Source organism: Marinobacter sp. OP 3.4, from assembly GCF_036224885.1.
GTDB lineage: Bacteria > Pseudomonadota > Gammaproteobacteria > Pseudomonadales > Oleiphilaceae > Marinobacter.
On sequence record NZ_JAVVLT010000102.1, the window covers coordinates 14,072 to 34,884 of the forward strand.

18 protein-coding genes are annotated in these 20,813 nt (G+C 61.9%); 14 read left to right on the top strand and 4 right to left on the bottom strand.

Features of this window, described 5'->3' with window-relative positions:
• Nucleotides 1-184: 184 nt before the first annotated feature.
• From RO069_RS16820 to selD, 4 genes are all read left to right on the top strand, one after another.
• Nucleotides 185-1,738 (top strand): bifunctional GNAT family N-acetyltransferase/carbon-nitrogen hydrolase family protein, encoded by a 1,554-nt coding sequence (locus RO069_RS16820; protein WP_328189155.1) that lies wholly within the window; start codon nt 185-187, stop codon nt 1,736-1,738.
• 248 nt (nt 1,739-1,986) lie between these two features.
• The gene (locus RO069_RS16825; protein WP_328189157.1) at nt 1,987-2,397 is read left to right on the top strand and encodes a hypothetical protein; all 411 of its coding nucleotides are present in this window, start codon (nt 1,987-1,989) and stop codon (nt 2,395-2,397) included.
• A 136-nt stretch (nt 2,398-2,533) separates the two neighbouring features.
• A complete protein-coding gene (locus RO069_RS16830) occupies nt 2,534-3,253 on the top strand; it encodes a helix-hairpin-helix domain-containing protein (protein WP_328189159.1) in 720 nt (239 codons plus the stop codon).
• Nucleotides 3,250-5,520: a selenide, water dikinase SelD gene (gene selD, locus RO069_RS16835; protein WP_328189161.1), complete on the top strand. Its 2,271-nt coding sequence runs from the start codon at nt 3,250-3,252 to the stop codon at nt 5,518-5,520. Before RO069_RS16830 ends, selD begins: the two co-directional genes overlap by 4 nt.
• Here the strand turns inward: selD and senB are convergent.
• Nucleotides 5,504-6,478 (bottom strand): selenoneine biosynthesis selenosugar synthase SenB, encoded by a 975-nt coding sequence (senB, locus tag RO069_RS16840; protein WP_328189163.1) that lies wholly within the window; start codon nt 6,476-6,478, stop codon nt 5,504-5,506. The genes selD and senB overlap by 17 nt on opposite strands.
• Nucleotides 6,479-6,602: 124 nt before the next feature.
• Between senB and RO069_RS16845 the strand changes: the two genes are divergently transcribed.
• The 3 genes from RO069_RS16845 to RO069_RS16855 are packed head-to-tail and all read left to right on the top strand — an operon-like array spanning nt 6,603 to nt 9,628.
• Nucleotides 6,603-7,469 carry a putative selenate ABC transporter substrate-binding protein gene (locus tag RO069_RS16845; RefSeq protein WP_328189165.1) on the top strand — a complete coding sequence of 289 codons (867 nt, stop codon included), beginning with the start codon at nt 6,603-6,605 and terminating at the stop codon, nt 7,467-7,469.
• Nucleotides 7,469-8,125 carry an ATP-binding cassette domain-containing protein gene (locus RO069_RS16850; RefSeq protein ID WP_328189167.1) on the top strand — a complete coding sequence of 219 codons (657 nt, stop codon included), beginning with the start codon at nt 7,469-7,471 and terminating at the stop codon, nt 8,123-8,125. The genes RO069_RS16845 and RO069_RS16850 overlap by 1 nt, the downstream gene beginning before the upstream one ends.
• A gap of 12 nt (nt 8,126-8,137) precedes the next feature.
• Nucleotides 8,138-9,628, top strand: a complete 1,491-nt coding sequence (locus RO069_RS16855) for a PhnE/PtxC family ABC transporter permease (protein WP_442915386.1) — start codon at nt 8,138-8,140, stop codon at nt 9,626-9,628.
• A 6-nt stretch (nt 9,629-9,634) separates the two neighbouring features.
• Here the strand turns inward: RO069_RS16855 and RO069_RS16860 are convergent, their stop codons facing one another.
• Entirely contained in the window at nt 9,635-10,027 is a 393-nt protein-coding gene (locus tag RO069_RS16860) for a hypothetical protein (RefSeq protein ID WP_328189169.1), read from the bottom strand.
• A 263-nt stretch (nt 10,028-10,290) separates the two neighbouring features.
• On the opposite strand from RO069_RS16860, the gene RO069_RS16865 reads away from it, so the two are divergent.
• The 7 genes from RO069_RS16865 (at nt 10,291) to RO069_RS16895 (ending at nt 19,174) form a co-directional block, all read left to right on the top strand.
• A complete protein-coding gene (locus RO069_RS16865) occupies nt 10,291-11,214 on the top strand; it encodes an ABC transporter ATP-binding protein (RefSeq protein WP_328189171.1) in 924 nt (307 codons plus the stop codon).
• A gap of 31 nt (nt 11,215-11,245) precedes the next feature.
• Entirely contained in the window at nt 11,246-12,007 is a 762-nt protein-coding gene (locus RO069_RS16870; RefSeq protein ID WP_328189172.1) for an ABC transporter permease, read from the top strand.
• Nucleotides 12,008-12,019: 12 nt separating this feature from the next.
• Nucleotides 12,020-12,526 (top strand): DUF192 domain-containing protein, encoded by a 507-nt coding sequence (locus RO069_RS16875; RefSeq protein ID WP_328189174.1) that lies wholly within the window; start codon nt 12,020-12,022, stop codon nt 12,524-12,526.
• 218 nt (nt 12,527-12,744) lie between these two features.
• The gene (locus tag RO069_RS16880; RefSeq protein WP_328189175.1) at nt 12,745-13,374 is read left to right on the top strand and encodes a hypothetical protein; all 630 of its coding nucleotides are present in this window, start codon (nt 12,745-12,747) and stop codon (nt 13,372-13,374) included.
• A gap of 154 nt (nt 13,375-13,528) precedes the next feature.
• Nucleotides 13,529-14,596, top strand: a complete 1,068-nt coding sequence (locus RO069_RS16885; RefSeq protein WP_328189177.1) for a cellulose binding domain-containing protein — start codon at nt 13,529-13,531, stop codon at nt 14,594-14,596.
• A gap of 32 nt (nt 14,597-14,628) precedes the next feature.
• The gene (locus RO069_RS16890) at nt 14,629-17,868 is read left to right on the top strand and encodes a DUF1592 domain-containing protein (RefSeq protein ID WP_328189178.1); all 3,240 of its coding nucleotides are present in this window, start codon (nt 14,629-14,631) and stop codon (nt 17,866-17,868) included.
• Nucleotides 17,869-17,878: 10 nt separating this feature from the next.
• Nucleotides 17,879-19,174, top strand: a complete 1,296-nt coding sequence (locus RO069_RS16895) for a DUF1552 domain-containing protein (RefSeq protein ID WP_328189180.1) — start codon at nt 17,879-17,881, stop codon at nt 19,172-19,174.
• 133 nt (nt 19,175-19,307) lie between these two features.
• Here RO069_RS16895 and RO069_RS16900 read toward each other — a convergent pair whose 3' ends face one another.
• Both RO069_RS16900 and RO069_RS16905 read right to left on the bottom strand, forming a co-directional pair.
• Nucleotides 19,308-20,468, bottom strand: a complete 1,161-nt coding sequence (locus RO069_RS16900; protein WP_328189182.1) for a C4-dicarboxylate TRAP transporter substrate-binding protein — start codon at nt 20,466-20,468, stop codon at nt 19,308-19,310.
• 150 nt (nt 20,469-20,618) lie between these two features.
• On the bottom strand, nt 20,619-20,813 hold a 195-nt coding region (locus RO069_RS16905; RefSeq protein ID WP_328189183.1), incomplete at its 5' end, for a hypothetical protein.

Here is a 20,813-nt window from a genome sequence, read left to right on the forward strand (position 1 = left end):
TGATGAATGGGCTGGAAGGCGTTACTGGAATGCATGTCGGCCACGGGGACGGAGTCTTTAGCAAACTTCTGATACCATCACGGCTTTCAGGTCCTCTGATGCGGGTATCGACGACACCGTCGATGTCAGTCAGTGTCTACAATGAGTCTTGAACACCCCCTATCGAACAGGAGCCACCATCGCCATGGCACATGAAGAACTGCACCTGAGCCTGCGCAACCTTGAGGACCAGGATTACGAACAACTCAAGGTGTTGATGGACCGGGTCTACGACGACATCGGCGGTGCCTGGCCCCGGGATACGATCAAGGCACTGGTCGACCAGTTTCCGGATGGCCAGATCTGCATTGAGGACAGCGGTGAACTGGTGGCCGTGGCGCTGACGGTGTGCGTGAAGTACGAGCGCTTCAGCAACCCCCACACCTACGACGACCTGATCCTGCGCAACGAGAAGATCTGGCACAACGCCAATGGCGACTCCCTCTACGGCCTGGATGTGTTCATCCACCCGGACTACCGGGGCTACCGCCTGGGCCGGCGTCTTTATGAGGCCCGCAAGGAGCTCTGCCGGTCCAAGAACCTGCGGGCGATCCTGGCCGGTGGCCGTATTCCCAACTATCACAAGTATGCCGGGCAGTACACGCCGGCGGAGTACATCCAGCGGGTGGATCGCAAGGAGATCTACGACCCCATCCTGACCTTCCAGCTATCCAACGACTTCCAGGTCACCCGGTTGATGCACAAGTACCTTCCGGAGGACGAAAAATCATTGGGTTACGCCACACTCCTCGAGTGGAACAACATCCTCTACACCCCGCCCTCCACGGTGCTCAATACCCGCAAGACCCAGGTGCGCATGGGGGCGGTCCAGTGGCAGATGCGGGAATTCACCTCTGTGGAGGAGGTGCTGACGCAGGTGGAGTACTTCGTCGATGCCCTGTCTGACTACAAGAGCGATATCGCCATCTTCCCCGAGTTCTTCAACGCGCCGCTGATGGGGCTCACCGACCAGATGGACCAGACCCGGGCGATCCGTTTCCTGGCCGGCTTCACCGAACAGTTCCGTGATGAAATGTCCGACATGGCGGTGAGTTACAACATCAACATTGTGACCGGCTCCATGCCCCTGATCGAGGACGACCGGGTGTACAACGTGTCCTACCTGTGCCATCGCGACGGCCGGGTGGACGAGCAGCGGAAGATCCACATCACCCCCCACGAACGCCGGGACTGGGTCATCGAGGGGGGTAACCGGTTCGAGGTGTTCGACACCGACGCCGGCCGCATCGCCATCATGATCTGCTACGACATCGAGTTCCCGGAACTGGGCCGCATGGCCGCCGCCGAGGAGGTGGACATCATCTGTGTGCCATTCTGGACCGACACCAAGAACGGCTACCTGCGGGTTCGTCACTGCGCCCAGGCCCGGGCCATCGAGAATGAGTGCTACGTGGTGATCACCGGCAGTGTCGGCAACCTGCCCAAGGTGGAGAACCTGGACGTGCAGTACGCCCAGTCATCGGTGTTCTCGCCGTCGGATTTCGCCTTCCCCCACGACGCGGTGATGGCGGAAACCACCCCCAATACCGAGATGATCATGTTCTCCGACCTCGACCTGGAAAAACTCAAGCTGGTACGTAACGAAGGCTCGGTGACCAACCTCAAGGATCGGCGTACGGATTTATACACCCTGCACACGAACGACAAGGATCATGATATCGTAGAGGATGATAGCTGAGACCGCGCCTCATCCTTTATCGTGAAACGGGCGGCAACGCACATTAAGTGCACTCGCTACGACACTGAAACTGTTGCCAAACCGGTTTCCGGTGACTAAAGTTTAGGCACTGGGAACCACAACCATAATATCCGGGGAGTCCCTGAATAGGTCCTGAACGTCATCCGTCAGGCTCCATTCAAAGGCTCCCTGACGCGTCGAGTATAAAAAATGTTGTTGGCGGTCTGCGCCGCCCAGGGAAATCAACCATGCCAATGTCAGACAATGCTTACCACACCCCCCTGCCGGACCTGGTGGCGCGGTTTACCCTGAAGAAGGGGCTATTCCGCAAGGAACTGGTAGAAGCCAGTCTGTTTGATCTGAATCAGTTCGGTTGCGTATTGAAAACCGATAAGGTGTTCGAACCGGGCGAAACCCTCGGACTGGACCTGGAAATGGACATGCCATTCGAGAACATCCAGGCAAACGGTCTGACAGGGCTGATCACCGAGCGAAGAAAGTACTGTAGCAATTTCTTTTATCATATTGATTTTATTGCAAGTGACTACCGACCGAAGGCTGAGCGTTCGGAGCAGTTCGAGCGCATTCGCGACGTACTTGACCGCAAGAAGTCCCTGCTTTCCCGCCGCGAAAATCCCAGCCTGGGCGCAACCGCCTGAACCCCTCCTGCTCTTTCCCGGGCCGGAGCCCGTTCGGGGCCACCACTGTCACAAATTCCGTCGGCCGGTTATCCGGCCGGCTTCCTTAACGGACGATCCGTTAGCTCGTCACAACCCGTGAACAGGGAGCGGTACCATGGCCAAGACCAGCAAGAGCAGTAAGACCGACAACAAACGCCCGAACGTCGACAAGATCGTCAAGAAGGTCAACAAAGAGTTCGAAAAGACCTCCGGGCAGATCGAACGACTGGTGGACGACGCCTTCAAACAGCTCGATTCGCTCCAGAACCAGATCCAGGAGCCGGTTCGCAAGCTGATGAAGGAAATCGACGAGCTCCGTGAGCGCGAAATGAAGCGTTTCCACGATGAGCTGGACCGTCGGATGGAAGAGTTCCAGAAGATCCAGGACTCGGTAATGGACCGCCTCGGCATTGCCCAGCGCGAAGCCAAGCGGGGCCAGGAGGCAGTCACCAAGTCCCTGGAGCAGGAAACCAGGAAAACGGCCAAGACCGCGAAATCAGCGGGCAAGACCACGGCCAAGACGGCAAGCAAGGCCGGAAAGAAGACCGCCACCAAGGCGAAATCCGGCGCCAGGAAAGCTGCCACCAACACCAGTGCCAGCGCCCGCAAGACCGGCGCCGCCACGAAGGCGGCCGCCAAGGGCAACGACCTGTCTGACCTGACCCGCATCAAGGGCATCGGCCCGGTCACCGCCCGCAAGCTGCAGGGTGCCGGCATCACCTCCATTAACCAGATTGCCAATCCCACCGAAGCCGAGCAGGAGAAACTGAACCAGTTCTCCAGCATGAAAGGCTTCAGCAACTGGCCCGACGAAGCGAAGAAACTGATCGGATGAAGGAAACTGAACAACTGGTACTGCGTGACATCGTATTGATTGGTGGTGGCCACAGCCACGTTGGAGTCCTCAAGCGTTTTGCGATGAAACCAGTGCCGGGGGTTCGCCTGACACTGATCTGTCGCGACACGCACACCCCCTACTCCGGCATGCTGCCAGGTTATGTGGCTGGCCACTACAGCTACGATGAATGCCACATCGACCTGAGCAACCTGGCGGAATTCGCCGGGGCCCGCTTCTACCGCGACGAGGCCATCGGCATCGACCGCGCCAACAAGCGGATCATCTGCCGTGGACGCCCGGCGGTGCCCTACGACCTGCTGTCCATCAATATCGGCTCCACACCGCAGGTGGGCGAGGTGCCCGGCGCCGGAGACCACGCCGTCCCGGTCAAACCCATCAATGGCTTCAACCAGCGCTGGCTGTCATTGCTGGAGCGGGCCGAAACCCACGAGGGCCCCATGGCCATTGGCGTGGTTGGCGCTGGCGCTGGCGGGGTCGAACTGACCCTGGCCATGCAGCACCGCCTGCGCCATGAATACCAGGCCCGGGGCAAGGATCCGGACCAACTCTCCTTCCACCTGTTCGACCAGGCCGGCGAACTGCTACCCACCCATAACGAAAAGGTGCGACAGGCGTTTGCCCGGACCCTACAGCAACGGCATGTACACACCCACCTGGGCAGTGCCGTGACCGCCGTCGAGGCGGGACACCTGCGTACCGATAACGGCCATAGCTTCGACCTGGACGAAGTACTCTGGGTGACCCGGGCCGGGGGTCCGGAATGGCTGCGGGATACGGGTCTGGCCCTGGACGACGGTGGCTTTATCCGCTGCCGGGCCACCCTGCAGACCGAAACCGACGACGACATCTTCGCCGCCGGGGACATTGCCAATGTGGTGGACCATCCCCGTGAGAAGGCCGGCGTGTTCGCCGTGCGCCAGGGGCCGCCCCTGGCGGACAACCTCCGCCGCGCCGCCATCGGCAGGAAACCCAGGCCGTTCACTCCACAGAAAACCTGGCTGGCGCTGATCAGCACCGGGGACAAGTACGCCATCGCCTCAAAGGGCGACCGCTTCATGCAGGGGCGCCTGGTGTGGCGCTGGAAGGACTGGATCGACCGACGGTTCATGAAGAAATTCAATGAACTGCCGGCCATGGAGGAATCCTCCGCCCTGCCCGACACCGCCGCCGCCCAGAACCCCGAGGAAGCCTCCCAGGCCATCTCGGCAGTGGCGATGCGATGCGGTGGCTGCGGCGCCAAGGTGGGCAGCACCGTGCTGTCCCGGGCCCTGGGGGAGCTACGCCCCATCGAGCGGGACGATATCCTGGTGGGACTCCATGCCCCGGACGATGCCGCCGTGCTGACCGTCCCCCCGGGCAAGGCCGTGGTGCACACGGTGGACTTCTTCCGCGCCTTTATCGACGACCCCTACGTGTTCGGTCGGGTGGCCGCCAACCACAGCCTGGGGGATGTGTTCGCCATGGGCGCCGAGGCCCAGAGTGCCACCGCCGTGGCCACGGTGCCCTACGGCATCGAGTCCAAGGTGGAAGACGTGGTGTTCCAGATGATGTCCGGGGCGGTGGAAGTGCTCAACGAAGCCGGTTGCGCCCTGGTGGGTGGCCACACCGGCGAGGGCAAGGAACTGGCCCTGGGGTTCGCGGTGAACGGCCTGATCGATCCGGATCAGGTGATGAGCAAGGGCGGGCTGAAGCCCGGCGACAAGCTGATCCTCACCAAGGCCATCGGCACCGGCACCCTGTTCGCCGCCCATGCCCGACTGGCGGCCCGGGGGCGCTGGATCGACACCGCCCTGGCCTCGATGATGCAGTCCAACCAGGAGGGGGCCCGCTGCCTGCTCCGTTACGGCTCCAGGGCCTGCACCGATGTCACCGGCTTTGGCCTGCTGGGCCACCTGGTGGAGATGACCCGCCCGTCGGAAGTGGATGCGGTACTGGACCTGTCCGCGATCCCGGTACTGCCCGGTGCCGAGGAAACCGCCGCCGAGGGCATTCTCAGTTCCCTGCAACCGGCCAACATCCGCCTGCGCCGGGGTATCAGGGACCAGGCCCGCTGGGTGGACCATCCCCGCTACCCGCTGATCTTTGACCCCCAGACCGCCGGCGGCCTGCTGGCCAGCGTGCCCGCCGACCGGGCCGAGGCCTGCGTGGAGGAACTGCGGTCCCTGGGTTATCCCCTGACCGCCATTATCGGCGAGGTAACGGCCCAGGGTGACGCCATCGAACCCATTACCCTGAGGGACTGATCGCCCGGGAGATGGCCTCCTCCAGGGCCGCCTGTTCCCGCCGGGGCGTGAAATCCTCCGCCAGGCCCTCGGTAATGGCCGCCAGGCTCGCAAGCCAATCGGCGTCGTTCTCCGCCCTGGCCAGCAACTGCGCCAGGGCGGTCTCGTCCCTTACGTGATAGAGGCCCGGGTACTGCTCCCCCAGCAGGCCCCGGTTGCCGGGAATGTCGGAAGCCAGTACCGGCAAGCCGGCACGGCACGCCTCGGACACCACATTGGCTCCGCCCTCCATGATGGAACTGATGACCATGGCCCGGCTGCTGGCCATCAGGTGCCGGGTGGCACTCCGATCCAGCTCGCCCAGCCACTGGTAGCGGGGGTTATCAGCCATTTCCCGGCGGGCGGCCCGCGCCCAGTCCTCACTGTGCGCCCGCCCCGCCTGCAGCACCCGGATGGCGGAGGCCGGTGGTAGCTGGCGGGCGGCCAGGGCGGCCCTCAGCGGGTCTTTCTCGTCCCTCAGGTGTCCGATCACACACACATCGAAGTGATCCGGTGCCGGGCTGACCGGGGCATCGGGCGGCTCCGCTGATTGCAGCACCACACTGACCCGCCCCTGCAACCGGTGGGGAACATCCCGGGCAGCCAGGCGGTGTAACACAATCAACCGGTCGGCCTGCTCCATGGTTGGCAGGGTCTGTTCCGGTTCGGTGAACTGGTAACGGTACAGGTCGGTCCCGGTCAGGGCGACCACAACGGGTTTGGCGGGCTGCTCCCGGCGCCAGCGGGCAACGGCCTCCCGGCTCCGCCAGGCGTGGAGTGCAATCAGCAGATCGGCGCCGGCGGCCTGCCCGGGATCATAGTCGGTCGCGACAACAACCCGGTGCCCCGCCTGTTCCAGTAATCCGGCCCAACGCTCGGCGGTGGCCCGGTTGCCGGACAGGGACCCCTCCGGCGCCGGCGTCAATAGCAGTAGTTTCATTAAGTTGCTACCATCCAGAATGTGTCTGATGATTTCTACGTTGGGCTAATCCAGTCAGGCTATCGTAGAGTATCATTACAAACAGCACATTGGTGCGCGACCCTCACTTCAAGGAATGACTCCTATGCTCAGAAAATTCTTTGGCCTGGCTACCATAGCCGCCGCCATGCAGACCTTTGCCCTTTCCGCCGCCGCGGAGACGTTCGTCTTCACCGCCATTCCGGACCAGGATGAGACCCAGCTGGTTGAGCGTTTTGGTGCCGTGGAGGCCTACCTGGAAGAGCAGTTGGACGTCGATGTGCGCTATATCCCGGTAAAATCCTATGCCGCCGCCGTCTCCGCCTTCCGTAACAACCAGGTGCAGTTGGCCTGGTTCGGTGGCCTGTCCGGGGTCCAGGCCCGTCGTCTGGTACCGGGCTCCGAGGCGATTGCCCAGGGCGTTGAAGACACCCGATTCCGGAGCTATTTCATCGCCAACGCCGAATCCGGCCTGGAGCCGGCCAGTGAACTGACCGATGAGCTGCGGGGCAAGACCTTCACGTTTGGCTCCAAGGGCTCCACCTCCGGTCGCCTGATGCCGGAATACTATCTCCGAGACGCCTTCTCCGAGGCGCCCGAAGACGTGTTCTCCCGTGTCGGCTTCAGCGGCAACCACACCCGGACCATCCGCCTGGTGGAGGCTGGCACCTATGATGTCGGCGCGCTCAACTTCCAGGTCTGGGAAACCGCCGTCGAGAACGGCGAGGTGGACACCGACAAGGTTCAGGTGATCTGGGAAACCCCGGAGTACGCGGACTACCAGTGGACCATCCGTGGTGATGTCAACGAACGTTTTGGCGAAGGCTTCAAGGAGCGCGTCACCGAGGCCCTGCTGAATATGGACGATCCGGACCTGCTGAAACGGTTCCCCCGGGAAGGGTTTATTCCCGCCTCCAATGACGACTACTCCGCCATTGAGGACACCGCTGAGGAACTTGGCCTGCTACGTTGATGGAAACCGAACTGGAGTTTAACGGCCTGTCCGGCTTCTTCGGGGGGCAGCGGGTGGTGGGCCCGCTGTCCCTAACCCTTCGTCCCGGCGAACAGGTCGCGCTGGTCGGTCGCAGTGGTGCCGGCAAGTCCACCCTGATGCGGCTGATCCACGACCGGGTGGCCAACGACGCCGCGCTGGTGCCCCAGGAACTTGGGCTGGTGAACGCACTGCCGGTTTTCCATAATGTCTTCATGGCACGGCTGGACCAGCACAATAGCCTGTACAACCTGGTGTCCCTGGTTCGCCCCTTCCAGGCGGACCGGCAGGCGGTGACAGCGATCCTGCAGCAACTGGGCATGGAAGAAAAACTGTGGACCCCCGCCGCCACCCTGTCCGGCGGACAGCGCCAACGGACCGCCATTGCCCGGGCCCTGTTCCACACGGCGGATTTCCTGCTGGGGGACGAACCCGTATCGGCTCTGGACGGCCCCCTGGCTCACCGTGTCATGTCCCTGCTGGCGTCCAGGTTCTCAACCTACCTGATCGCCCTGCATGATGTGGACCTGGCCCTGGAATACTCAACGCGGGTGGTGGGCATCCGCAACGGCGAGATAGCCCTGGACGCGCCCAGCCATACGCTGACGCCCGCGGATATCCGACCACTCTACGACTGACGGTAGACGCCCATGCCACCCTGGCCCAACGTGCCCCTGAGCCACTCCAGAACCGCCCGAACCAGTCTCGGTTTCCTGGTGCTGGCCCTGGTGTGCCTGGCGTTCTCGGATATCGCCATTACCACCGCCAACCCCTGGCAGGATCTGTTCCGGTTCTTCCGGGGCGTGGTCACGCCGGATTTTTTCTCCAGCGAAGGCCTGGCCACCGCGCTGCTGCGCACCGTCTCCTTTGCCTTTGTCGGGGTCACCATCGGCAGTATCTGCGGCTTCGGGCTGGCCCTGATCTACCGGATCCGTCTGGTGCGCACCTTCTGCGCCTTTATCCGGGCCATCCACGAACTCTTCTGGGCCCTGATCTTCCTGCAATTCTTCGGCTTCCATCCGCTCACCGGGGTACTGGCCATCGCCATCCCCTACTCCGGTATCTTCGCCAAGGTGTACTCCGAGATCCTGGACGAGGCCGATCCCGAGCCCCGCACCCTGTTACCGCCCGGCGTGGACGCCCTGTCCGCCTTCGTCTATGCCCGTATCCCGGACTGCTGGGACCAGTTGCGAACCTATACCTCCTACCGTCTGGAATGCGGCCTGCGCTCCAGTGCTATCCTCGGGTTCGTGGGACTGCCCACCCTCGGTTTCTTCCTGGAATCCTCCTTCTCCCAGGGCCACTATTCCGAGGCCGGCGCGGTGCTGCTGCTGTTCTACGGGCTGATTGCGACCATTCCCCTGTGGGTACGGCCACGGCTGCTGCCTTTCTATATTGTCGCCGCGCCCTTCTTCCTGGGGGATGGGCTGCCCATTGTCTGGGGCAACATCAAACGCTTCTTTACCGAGGACATCGTGCCCGCGCCACTGCGGGAAGGCGTGGGTGGCGATGATCTCTGGCCGTGGCTGTCGGAACTGGTGATCGACCAGGCCCTTCCGGGCATCTGGAATACCCTGCTACTGACCCAGATGGCCCTGGTGGCAACCGGGGTGGTGGCACTGGTGGCCTTCCCGTTGATCTCCCGTCATTTCGGTAACCGGGTAAGCCGCACCGGAGGGCATATCCTGCTGGTGATTGCCCGCTCGACGCCGGAATACATCCTTGCCTATATCCTGCTACAACTCTGGGGACCCTCCATGTTGCCGGCGGTGGTGGCGCTGTCGCTGCACAACGGCGGCATCATCGGACACCTGATCGGTCGCCAGTCCAGTGGACTGCACCTGCGACCGGACGCCCCCCATGGCCTCACCCGCTACGGCTACGAACTGGTGCCACGGCTGTACCCGTCGTTCCTGGCGTTCCTGTTCTACCGGTGGGAAATCATCATGCGGGAAACCGCCATCCTCGGCATCCTGGGGATCTACACCCTGGGGTTCTACGTGGACAGCGCGATCCAGAACATCCAGTTCGACAAGGCCATGATCCTGATCCTGGTGACCGCGTTGCTGAATATCGGCATTGATTCCCTGTCCCGCAGGATCCGTGGCCGGCTGGCGCTGCAGACCATGCCCACTTGCTGAAAGCCGTTACTCCGTGGGCTGGAACAGGACCTTGAAAGGAAGGTCCATGGAATCGCCGTCGGCACGCAGGCTTGCTCGCCACGTCATGGCGTCGCCTGTGGTGCAGTAAGGGGGAACAAAACGAAGTCGGTAACGGCCCGATTCATCGGTCGTTTCCATCCTGAGGGGGTACTCGCCCATGTACATGGTCTCCCCGGTCAACAGGACCATGACCCGGTCCGGGGCGCCGGGCAAGGTAGCCACCAGTTCCAGTTCATCGCCCGACAGGCGTTCCATGTGCACAGAGGCTTCACCGGAACCGGTCTGCCAGTGGCAGGTTTCCTGTAGCGGACGACAGTCGGGCCTGTCGCCGATGCCACTGGTCCCGTCCGACCTGGACTCAAACCAGCGCGGGCCCATTACGGCAAGGGCTCCCAGCCCGATTACCAACACGACCATCAACAGACCACGTATCATTCAGGACCCCAATAAAACCAGTACCACGGATGGGCCGACAGAGGCAGGGCCCGGCGACGGCATTATGCCCTTTCGGCCCGGAATCCACCAACGGAACGACAGGTCCCATAGCATGCAAAACCATAAGGGGCTATACGGGGTGCCCTGATACCCCATAACGTGCGAAAATGCCTGCCTTTTCCTAACCTGCTGACGGAGTACCCGCTGTGCACCCGGAATTATCGGTCCAGAACCTCAGCAAGACCTACGGTGATGGCTTCCAGGCCCTGAAGGACGTCACCCTGGAGATCCAGAAGGGGGAGATCTTCGCCCTGCTCGGCCCCAATGGTGCCGGCAAGACCACCCTGATCAGCATCATCTGCGGACTGGTCAACCCGAGCCACGGCTCCGTGACGGCCGCGGGCCACGACATCCTGAAGGAATTCCGCGAGGCCCGCACCAAGATCGGACTGGTGCCCCAGGAGCTGAATACCGACTCCTTCGAGAAGGTCTGGAACACCGTCAGCTTCAGCCGCGGCCTGTTCGGCAAGGCCCCCAACCCGAACCATATCGAGAAGGTGCTGCGCGACCTCTCCCTTTGGGACAAGCGCAACAACCGGGTGATGTCCCTGTCCGGTGGCATGAAGCGCCGGGTGATGATTGCCAAGGCCCTGTCCCACGAACCCGACATCCTGTTCCTGGACGAGCCCACCGCCGGGGTGGACGTGGAGTTGCGCCGGGATATGTGGGAAATGGTGCGAAAACTCCGGGAAAGCGGCGTCACCATCATCCTCACCACCCACTACATCGAGGAAGCGGAAGAGATGGCCGATCGTATCGGCGTCATCCGTGCCGGTGAACTGATCCTGGTGGAGGACAAGAACACGCTCATGTCCAAGCTCGGCCGCAAGGAACTGCGCCTGCACCTGCAGACGCACCTGGAATCCCTGCCGCCGGAGTTGATGGACCAGCCCATCGAGCTGTCCGAGGACGGTTACGAACTGATCTATACCTTCGACAGCCAGCAGGAACAGGCCGGTGTCGCCCTGCTGCTGCGCTCACTGGGTGAACTGGGTGTGGAATACCGGGACCTGCAGACCCGGGAAAGTTCGCTGGAGGAAATCTTCGTCGGCCTGGTTCACCACGACTGAACCGGCCCCGTGCCAGAACTGGAGTATCACTATGAACGTGTATGGCATCCTGGCCATCTACAAGTTTGAAATGGCCCGCATGTGGCGGACCCTGATGCAGAGTGTCGCGTCCCCGGTCATTTCCACGTCCCTGTACTTCGTGGTGTTCGGTTCCGCCATCGGGTCACGGATGGGCGATATCGACGGCATCAGCTATGGCGCCTACATCATCCCCGGGCTGATCATGCTGACCCTGCTGATGCAGAGCATTTCCAACGCCAGTTTCGGCATCTACATGCCCCGCTTCTCCGGCACTATCTATGAGGTGCTGTCGGCGCCGGTCTCCTACATCGAGGTCGTCATCGGTTACGTGGGGGCCGCCGCCACCAAGTCCGTTATCCTGGGGCTGATCATCCTGGCCACGGCACGGCTGTTCGTGGATTACAGTGTGCTGCACCCGTTCTGGATGATTGCCTTCCTGGTGCTCACGGCGGTCACCTTCAGCCTGTTCGGCTTTATCATCGGTGTCTGGGCCGACGGCTTCGAGAAATTGCAGATCGTACCGCTGATGATCGTCACGCCCCTGGTGTTCCTGGGCGGCACCTTCTATTCCATCGACATGCTGCCGGAGGTCTGGCAGACCATTACCCTGTTCAACCCGGTGGTCTACCTGATTTCCGGATTCCGCTGGGCATTCTATGGCGTTTCTGATATCCATATCGGTATCAGTGTCGGCATGATCATCGTCTTCCTGACCCTGTGCATGCTGCTGATTGGCTGGATCTTCCGTACCGGCTACCGACTCAAACCCTGACCGGAGCTGCCCATGAACCGGCGGACAACCTGGATACCCGCACTGCTGCTGGCCGCACCGATGGCCATGGCGGAGCAGGCGCCGCCGCCCCAGTTCCTGGAGGCCTACGATGCCTGCCTGGTCACCCAATCCGAAGCCATCCCCGTGGAGCTGGAACAGGCCATTGAACCGCTCCAGCATCGCTTCGGACTGATGGAGCGCACCTCCCTGCCGGACAACGGCGGCATGCTGTTCGTCTATCAGCAGGAGCGTGGCCCCAGGGCGGGCTTCTGGATGTACAACACCCTGATTCCCCTCGACATTGCCTGGCTGGATAACGATGGTGTCATCGTCGCCATGGACACCATGGAGCCCTGCGAGACCGAGTCCGCCAGCCAGTGCCCAAGCTGGGTTCCCGGGGTACATCACCGGAACGTACTGGAGATGAACGCCGGCTTTTTCGAGGAGCATCACGTAGATATCGGCGACAGGTTAGTTGTAAACCTGAACGACAATACTGCCTGCCCCGCGGTTGATTAAGTATCGCTTTCCCGCTATCCGGTTGAACGACCTCACAGCCTCCGTTTTATCCCCTGTTCCTGCCCTTGCACAAATCCTTATACTTCTCGCGGTTATTGATACTGACTGATCGTAAGTGACTGTCATTAATGAATAAAATTTCATTAACATGAACACTGTCAGGTCACCCCGGAGAAGGATGTCCCGGGCCAAGGGAGTCATGCCAAGGATGTCGCGAAATGGATGTGCCCTCCGTTGAAACGCTGAAAACCCTGTTCATTGCCGGCCACCTTGTGGGGCTTGCACTGGGCGTCGGCGGCGCCCTGACCCTGGATATCATTGCCTTCCGCTACTTCTACCTGGAACGCATCACCCGGGAGAAGCTGGTGCTGTTCCACTTTATTGCCCGCCTGGTCAGTACCGGCCTACTCATCCTGTGGGTGACCGGTCTGGCCTTCCTCTGGATCTACTGGCAACACCAGCCCGAACTGCTGGGCAACCCCAAGATCTGGGCAAAACTGGTCATCGTGGTGGTACTGACCGTCAACGGCCATTTCCTGCACCACAAGGTGTTCCCCATCCTTGACCGGAACCTGGGCCATCAGATGTTCCACCGGGTCACCGTTGACGAGAAGGCCATGATGTTCACCTTCTCCAGCATTTCCATCATTTCCTGGGGGTTCCCCCTGGTACTGGGCATTGCCCGGTCCCTCAACTTCAACACCGGCATGGAAAACATCCTGGCGTTCTATTTCCTGATGCTCAGCGGCACCTGCCTGCTGATGCTGCTGGTGTTCAAGCTGTTTCTGGACCCCATCAAACATTTCGTCATTGACCGCCCCGCCCGCCGCCGGGAGGTCAGGTCGTAGGGCAGGCGCAAGCGGCAACCCGATTTCGATTGCAGACGCAGTACCCCCTGCAGTTTTTCAAAGGCCGGTTCCAGCAGTACGGGCCAACGTTTGCTACCCGCGTTATCGCGGTAGTCGTGTTTAACCATCAGGTACAGGATTAAAAACGTGTGCTATGAAGACTAAATCCAGACTGGCACTACTGCTGTGCGGCACGGCGATGACCGGCACAGCGGTCGCCGACTCGCTCTGCGAGGTCGACTACAGGATCCAGCACAGCTGGCAGACCGGTGCCGTGCATCGTGTGATCATGACGTACAACGGCCCGGAGGTCAGTGGCTGGGAACTGGGCTGGACCTTCCCCGGTGGCGAGACCATCGACTCCATTTTCAACGTCACCCCTGACCAGCAGGGCCAGGACGTCACCGTTGAAAACCTGGCGTGGAATGCCCGCCTGACGGAAGGCCGGGAGATCAAGTTCGGCTTCAACGTGCGCAACCCGTCTGGCGAGATACCCACGCAGTTCTACCTCAACGGCGAGCCCTGCGGCGAGGAAACCGGCGACACCCCGGACCAGCCCGACGACCCCGACCAGCCTGACAATCCCGGTGACGACCCGGACGATAACCCGGACGACGACGGCGGTGACGAGCCAGGCGATGGTGGCGGCGATCCGGGCAACGATGATCCGGCCACACCCACCGCGTGGACACTCGATGCCGGCGACTCCTACCTCGGCTTTGTCACCACCAAGAATACCCACACCGTGGAAAGCCACCGCTTCGGCACCCTCTCCGGCTCCGTGACCGATGACGGTACCGCCACCCTGGATATCGACCTGAACACCGTCCAAACCGGCATCGATATCCGCAACCAGCGCCTGAAGGAGATGCTGTTCAACACCGGCCAGACGCCCACCGCCACGGTGGCCATCGAGCTGGGCGACAACCTCTCCCAGGTGCAAGGCCTGTCCGCTGGTGACGTCATGACCCTGGATGTACCGGCCCAGGTACAGATCAGCGGTGAAACCCGCGATATCAACAGCCAGCTCCGCGTCCAGCACCTGGGTAACCAGCGGTTCCTCGTCAGCAGTGCCCAACCGCTGATCATTACCGCCGACCAGTTCGGCCTTGAGGACGGCGTGGAGGCACTGCGGGAAGTGGCCGGCCTGGATTCCATCAGCATTGCCGTGCCGGTGGATTTCGCCCTGTTCTTCGAAGCCGGTGAGCCCACCACCCCGTGACGCGCTCCTGACACCGCATGAGAGAGGCTTTTATGAAACCCTTATTCAAAAAACTGCTGACACTGACCGCGGGGGTGATGGCCGGCAATGCCGCGCTGGCCAACGAGCTCTGTACCGTGGACTATCAGGAAACCAACAACTGGGGCCATGGTGCCACCCACCAGGTAACCGTGCAGTACAACGGACCGCGTATTGAACAGTGGGACCTGTCCTGGACCTTCCCCGGCAACGAGACCATTGCCAACCTCTGGAAAGGCCATTTCGAGCAACAGGGCCAGCAGATCGGCGTGATCGACGCCGGTTATAACGGCACCGTCGCCAGCGGCGGCCAGTTCGATTTCGGCTTCAATATCGAGAACCCTTCCGGCAACCTGCCCACCGAGTTCTTCCTCAACGGGCAAAGCTGCGGCGGCCCGGCGGACGGCGGCGGGTCCGACTCCGGCGATGATTCGCCCGGGGATGACGCACCGGACGAGCCGGTCATGGGCTGGTCCCTGAACGGGGCCGAATCCGACTTCTCGTTCGTCACCGTCAAGAACACCGACGTGGCGGAGGCCCAGAGCTTCCAGAACCTCCAGGCCTTCGTGGACACCAGCGGCAAGGCCACCCTGGCCATTGACCTGAACACGGTGGACACCGGCATCGGCATACGGGATGAGCGTATCCGCGACCACCTGTTCGCCAGCGGCCTGCTGCCCACGCTCTACTTCACCACCCAGGTGGATATGGCAACGGTCACTGCCCTGGAGCCGGGTGAAGCGGAAATGATGACCCTGGACGGCCGTCTCAGCCTGAACGGCATCGGCCAGGACACCACCGCCGAGGTCATGGTGATCCGCACCGCTGACGACCGCGTGGCCGTACGCACCGCCCGCCCGGTGATGATCCAGGGCGGTGACTTCGAGCTGGTGGGGGGTATCGAAACCCTGCGCGGGCTGGCCGGCCTGTCCGCCATTGGCCAGACCGTGCCGGTGTACTTCAACCTCAGCTTCTCGGCCATCAGTGGCGACGACGCCGACAACCTGATGCCGGTGGAGGCTGGTGACGCGCCGGCGGCACCGTCCATTGTGGATGCGTCCTACACCGGGGCCAACAGCACGGTGACCGTAAGCTGGCAGGACCTGAGCAGCAACGAGACCGGCTTCGTCATCAAACGTCGCCAGGGCGACGGCTACTGGGAAACCCGGGCGGCGGTGGACGCCAACCAGACCCAGTGGATGGAGCAGCTCGACGCCGAGGGTAACTACACCTACCGCGTGATCGCGGTGAATGACAGCGTGCCCTCCATGTCCTCCGGCAACGTGATTGTTAACGCCCAGCCGTCCGACGACATGCCCGGCGACGGTGGCGATGATGGCGGCGATGACCCCGGCACCGATCCCGGTGATGACGATGGCGGGAACGACGATGGAGACCCGGGCAACGATGACGGCTCCGGCAATGATGACGGCGGAGACAATGGTTCCGGCGGAGACGATGGCAGTGGTAACGACGATGGCGGCGACACCGGTGAAGAGCTGGACGGCGCCGGGATCTATGCCACCCAGTGCGCCTCCTGCCATGGTGACGACGGCTCCGGCGGCGCGGTCGGTGTCTCGCTGACCCAATCCACCGAACTGGACTCCCTGGTCAGTTACATCGACAGCACCATGCCCCTGGGCAATGCCGGTCGCTGCGTGGGCGACTGTGCCCAGGCCGTGGGCGAGCACATCGCCGACAGCTTCTGGAGCGACGAAGGTGATGGCGATCCGGTCAGCCTGGAAGACGAGACCGCCGGTCCGCGTCAGCTCAACCTGTTGACCCGCTACCAGTACGAGAACGCGGTATCGGACCTGCTGGGTGTCGACGCGGCCAACATCACCACCAACTTCCCCACGGAAGCGAGGGTGAAGGGCTTCAGCAACAACGCCGCCAAAAACTTCGTCAGCGCCCGTCACTTCGACGAATACATGCGGGCCGCCGAACAACTGGCCGGTGACGCCGTCAGCAACCAGAAGGGCACCCTGCTCCCCTGTGACGAGAACGCCGATGGCTGCGCTGAGCAGTTTGTCGACAACTTCGGCCTGAAAGCCTTCCGCCGTCCGCTGACCGATGAGGAGCGCACCGGTTACCTGGATCTGTTCCAGGACCAGGGCGACTTCAACAGCGGCATGACCGCGGTGATCGAGGCCATGTTGATCTCCCCCAACTTCCTCTACATCAGTGAGTTGGGCGAGGCCCAGGGCAACGGCGTCTACAGGCTGACCCAGTACGAGTTGGCGTCGCAACTGTCGTTCATCTTCCAGGGCACCATACCGGACGACACCCTGCTGTCCGCGGCCGCCAGCAACCAGCTGGAAACCCCGGAACAACTGGCCGCCCAGGCCCGCCGGCTGCTGGAAACCGAGCAGGCCCGCATCCACATGGGGCACTTCGCCGAGCAGTGGCTGGAGTCCGACCCGGCCTCCATGGGCAGCAAGGATCCGAACATCTATCCGCGCTTCAACGCCCAGGTTCGCGATGCCATGCACAAGGAGCTGCGGGCTTTCTTCACCCACGTGATGTACGACTCCACCGGCCAGTTCCAGGAGCTGCTGAACGCGGACTACGTGTTCGTCAACCAGACCCTGGCGAACTACTACAACCTGTCCGGTGTCAGCGGTGACAACATCCGCAAGGTGACCGACACCACCGGTACCCGTGGCGGTATCCTCGCCACCGGCGCGGTCATGGCCTCCCACGGTCACGCCAACGAGTCCGCCCCAATTCCCCGGGGCAACTTCGTGCGCCGGCGCCTGATGTGCCAGGAACTGCCGCCGCCCCCGGAGGAACTGGACACCAGCTTCCCGGACCCGGACCCGAACTTCACCACCCGTGAGCGGTTCGAGGAGAAGACCGGCGACCCGGACTGCCAGACCTGTCACCTGTACATCAACGGCGTTGGTTTCGGTTTCGCCGCCTTTGACGGGGCCGGTGGCTACCGCACCACCGACAACGGCAAGCCGGTCAATACCTACGGAGAGATCTACGGCCTGGAAAGCCTGCTCGAGGAGTCCAGCGTGGCCTACGACGGCGTGCGCGAGATGCAGCAGGTGCTGGCCCAGACCGATAGCAGCAAGAGCTGCCTGGCCACCCAGTTCTACCGGTTCGCCCGTGGCTATATCGAAACGTCATCGGATGAAAACACCATCGATAACCTGACCCAGTTGTTCGCAGCCAATGACTACCGGCTGAAGGACCTGATGGTGGGCATCACACAGCTGCAGACCTTTGCCCTGCGCAGAGATCAATAAGGAGATCGTCATGCATTCCAACAGACGCCAGTTTCTCAAAGGCCTCGGTGGCAGCGCGCTCGCGCTGCCCCTGGCGACGATGCCCTGGGCCCGGGTTGCGACAGCGCAGGGCGCCATCGCCAAGCGTGCCGTCTTCATGTACATCCCGGACGGGTGTATCCCCGAGCGGTTCCACCCCACCGGCGGCGAGTTTGATTTCCAGCTCAACGAGATGACCAGCCCGTTGGAGTCCGTGCGGCAGCATTGCCTGTTCGCCAGCGGCCTGAACATGTACGAAGGTGGTCACACCCATGAGGGCGGTGTTGCCAAGGTACTCACCGGTAATAACACCGAGTCGCTGGACTACTTCCTGGCCCAGCGCCTTGGCTCCGCCACACCGTTCAAGTCCATGAACCTGGGGGTGGCCGCCACCTTCCAGAACGGCGCGGGTAACGTGTTCAACTTCAGTTCCGGCAACGTGCCCATCACCCCCAACGACAACCCCATCAACGCCTTCGACACCATGTTCGGCGGCGGTGGCAACGGGGGCGGCGAGCCGCTGCCGGACCGTCGCAAACGCAGCATCCTCGACCGGGTGCTGGCGGACCTGAACGCCATGAACAGCAAACTGGGCCAGAACGAGCGGGAAAAACTGGAGTTCCACACCCAGAGCCTGCGCGAGGTGGAATCCCGGATCCTGGATGCGGGGGCCGAAGCCGGCGTGTGCAACACCGGTGGCTTCAACAGTGACAACTTCACCGTGCCCGAGGGCTGGAACGGCTACCCGCCCAAGATCCACCTGGACGAGCATTACCAGACCATCGGTCGTTTGCAGATGGACCTGATCACCGAGGCCTTCTCCTGCGACATGACCCGGGTAGCCTCGCTGATGTGGTCCCACCCGGTCAGCCCGCTGCGGGTGGAAGGCATCGACCAGGGCCACCACGACACCTCCCACTACGGCAACCGGGACAGCGAGACCGCGGACAAGTTCGTGCAGTACAAGCAGTACCACATGCGCCAGTTCCGCTACCTGATCGAGAACCTGGCCAGCCGCACGGATACCGACGGCAACAGCCTGTTGCACAACACGGTCATCTTCCTGTGCTCGGAACTGGGCGACAGCAACGCCCACGACCACCGGAACATGCCGTTCATCCTGGCGGGCAACGCCGGCGGGGCGCTGCAGACCGGCCGCTACGTGGATTTTGCCGGCGACGCCCACAGCAAGCTGCTGGTATCCATCGCCAACATGCTGGACGTCAATATCGACAGCTTCGGCTACACCGGCCACGGCACCGGCGGCCTGCCCGGCCTGCTGGCCTAGGAGTCTGCTCGGTGGAAATCGCGCCACAGGGAGGTGGCGCTATTCGCAGGTACAACAAAAACTCGGTCTGAGAAAGAGAAAAACGCTGCCCCGGCGACATCGCCGGGGCTTTTTTATGCAGGCTGGTCGGTCGTTACATCCCGTGGGTGGAAGGATCGACCCGGGAGAAGACCTCTTCCCAGTAGAGTTCCGCCAGTTCCTCCTGGCTGTCCACATCCTTCACCAGGTCCACCCATTTCTCCAGGACCGGTCGGAATTCTTCAAGCATCTCGGCGCCGTTTTCCACACCATAGGTCTTGGCATAGTACTGGGCAATAACCTCCATATCCTCACGCACAAACTCCCGGGTGGCGGCGGCCAGATCCTCTGACGCGGTATGCAGCTCGATGCCCAGCTCTTCCTGCGCCCGTTTCAGCACCTCGGCTTCCCGCTGGTGATACACCCACGGAATCTCGGCGGAAATATAGGCACCGGCATGCAGCATCGCCTGGCGCTGGTCATCGGTCAGGCTCTGCCAGCGGTCCCGGTTGGTATTGGTGATCTCGGCCCCGGCAAACACGCCGCCGGGCACATCGGTGGTGATATCCGTGGTCGCCTCAATGATGCCAAGGTTCTCAAGATCCGGCGCGGAAATAACCACGCAGTCCACGACGCCCTGGTCCAGGGCTTCATAGGCTTCATTACCGGAGAGCGTGACCGGACTGGCACCAAAACGCTCCGCCCAACGGGACCACTGCGAACCCGACGATCTCAGCCGCTTGCCTTCCAGATCCTCCTGGCTGGTGACCGGTTCACTGCAGTTGAGCATGTAGTTGGAGCTGGAAGCGATGCCGGTAATGACCTGATTCTGGGCCTGGAAGTCCTCCAGGCACTCCTCGCACTGAAAGAAGATGTACTCGGCCAGGGCACCGATATAGGCAGGCCCTTCCTTGCCCTGGACTTCCTTGCCGAAAAGCTGCAGCTGCATTGCCGCCTCCGCCAACAGGTTGGTATGGGGATATTCCGACGGGAAGTACGGGCTAAGCAGGTAACCAATATCCGCCATACCATCCCGGACACCAGCGGACGTTTCCGCGAAGTTGAGCAGCGACAGCGGATACACCTTGACGGTCAGCTCGCCATCGGAGAATTCCGCCACCCGATCGGCATAGTTCTGGGCCGCCTTGGCCGAATCACTCCCGGGGGGATACCCCAGGGCATAGCTGAGCGTCTCGGCATGGGCGGTGGTCGCCAATGCGGCTCCCCCCATCAACAGGCTGGCAGACAGGGTACGGAAAAGGCTTGGTTTGGACATGGTACGACTCCCTGGGCGTTATTGTTGTATTGCGAAGAGTCACGGGACGGAAACCCGATACAATTCATGTCCTGACACAGTAGTCCCGGCGATATGACCAATCAACTGTTTGGTTAAAAATCGTCCGAATGGACGAGACAGGTTCTTTTATCAACGCCGATAGTTAGCGCCCGGTAAACAGGTAAACGAAAGCAACATTGACACCTCCGGCGTGCTGAGTGGAAAATCTAGCCGAAAGGAATCAATCACGTCAGCACTAAGGAAAGTGTCCATGTCTACAACAAATGTAGCTGTCAATGGCCATTTATTTTGACCCACCTTTGGCCAATAAAATTGACCCACCTT

Coding starts and splice junctions, on each gene's coding strand:
- RO069_RS16845 (WP_328189165.1), top strand. CDS start 6,603: ATGCTCAGAAAATTCTTTGGCCTGGCTACCATAGCCGCCGCCATGCAG.
- RO069_RS16875 (WP_328189174.1), top strand. CDS start 12,020: ATGAACCGGCGGACAACCTGGATACCCGCACTGCTGCTGGCCGCACCG.
- RO069_RS16880 (WP_328189175.1), top strand. CDS start 12,745: ATGGATGTGCCCTCCGTTGAAACGCTGAAAACCCTGTTCATTGCCGGC.
- RO069_RS16890 (WP_328189178.1), top strand. CDS start 14,629: ATGAAACCCTTATTCAAAAAACTGCTGACACTGACCGCGGGGGTGATG.
- RO069_RS16860 (WP_328189169.1), bottom strand. CDS start 10,027: ATGGGCCCGCGCTGGTTTGAGTCCAGGTCGGACGGGACCAGTGGCATC.
- RO069_RS16820 (WP_328189155.1), top strand. CDS start 185: ATGGCACATGAAGAACTGCACCTGAGCCTGCGCAACCTTGAGGACCAG.
- senB (WP_328189163.1), bottom strand. CDS start 6,478: ATGAAACTACTGCTATTGACGCCGGCGCCGGAGGGGTCCCTGTCCGGC.
- RO069_RS16825 (WP_328189157.1), top strand. CDS start 1,987: ATGCCAATGTCAGACAATGCTTACCACACCCCCCTGCCGGACCTGGTG.
- RO069_RS16870 (WP_328189172.1), top strand. CDS start 11,246: ATGAACGTGTATGGCATCCTGGCCATCTACAAGTTTGAAATGGCCCGC.
- RO069_RS16895 (WP_328189180.1), top strand. CDS start 17,879: ATGCATTCCAACAGACGCCAGTTTCTCAAAGGCCTCGGTGGCAGCGCG.
- RO069_RS16900 (WP_328189182.1), bottom strand. CDS start 20,468: ATGTCCAAACCAAGCCTTTTCCGTACCCTGTCTGCCAGCCTGTTGATG.
- RO069_RS16830 (WP_328189159.1), top strand. CDS start 2,534: ATGGCCAAGACCAGCAAGAGCAGTAAGACCGACAACAAACGCCCGAAC.
- RO069_RS16885 (WP_328189177.1), top strand. CDS start 13,529: ATGAAGACTAAATCCAGACTGGCACTACTGCTGTGCGGCACGGCGATG.
- RO069_RS16850 (WP_328189167.1), top strand. CDS start 7,469: ATGGAAACCGAACTGGAGTTTAACGGCCTGTCCGGCTTCTTCGGGGGG.
- RO069_RS16855 (WP_442915386.1), top strand. CDS start 8,138: ATGCCACCCTGGCCCAACGTGCCCCTGAGCCACTCCAGAACCGCCCGA.
- selD (WP_328189161.1), top strand. CDS start 3,250: ATGAAGGAAACTGAACAACTGGTACTGCGTGACATCGTATTGATTGGT.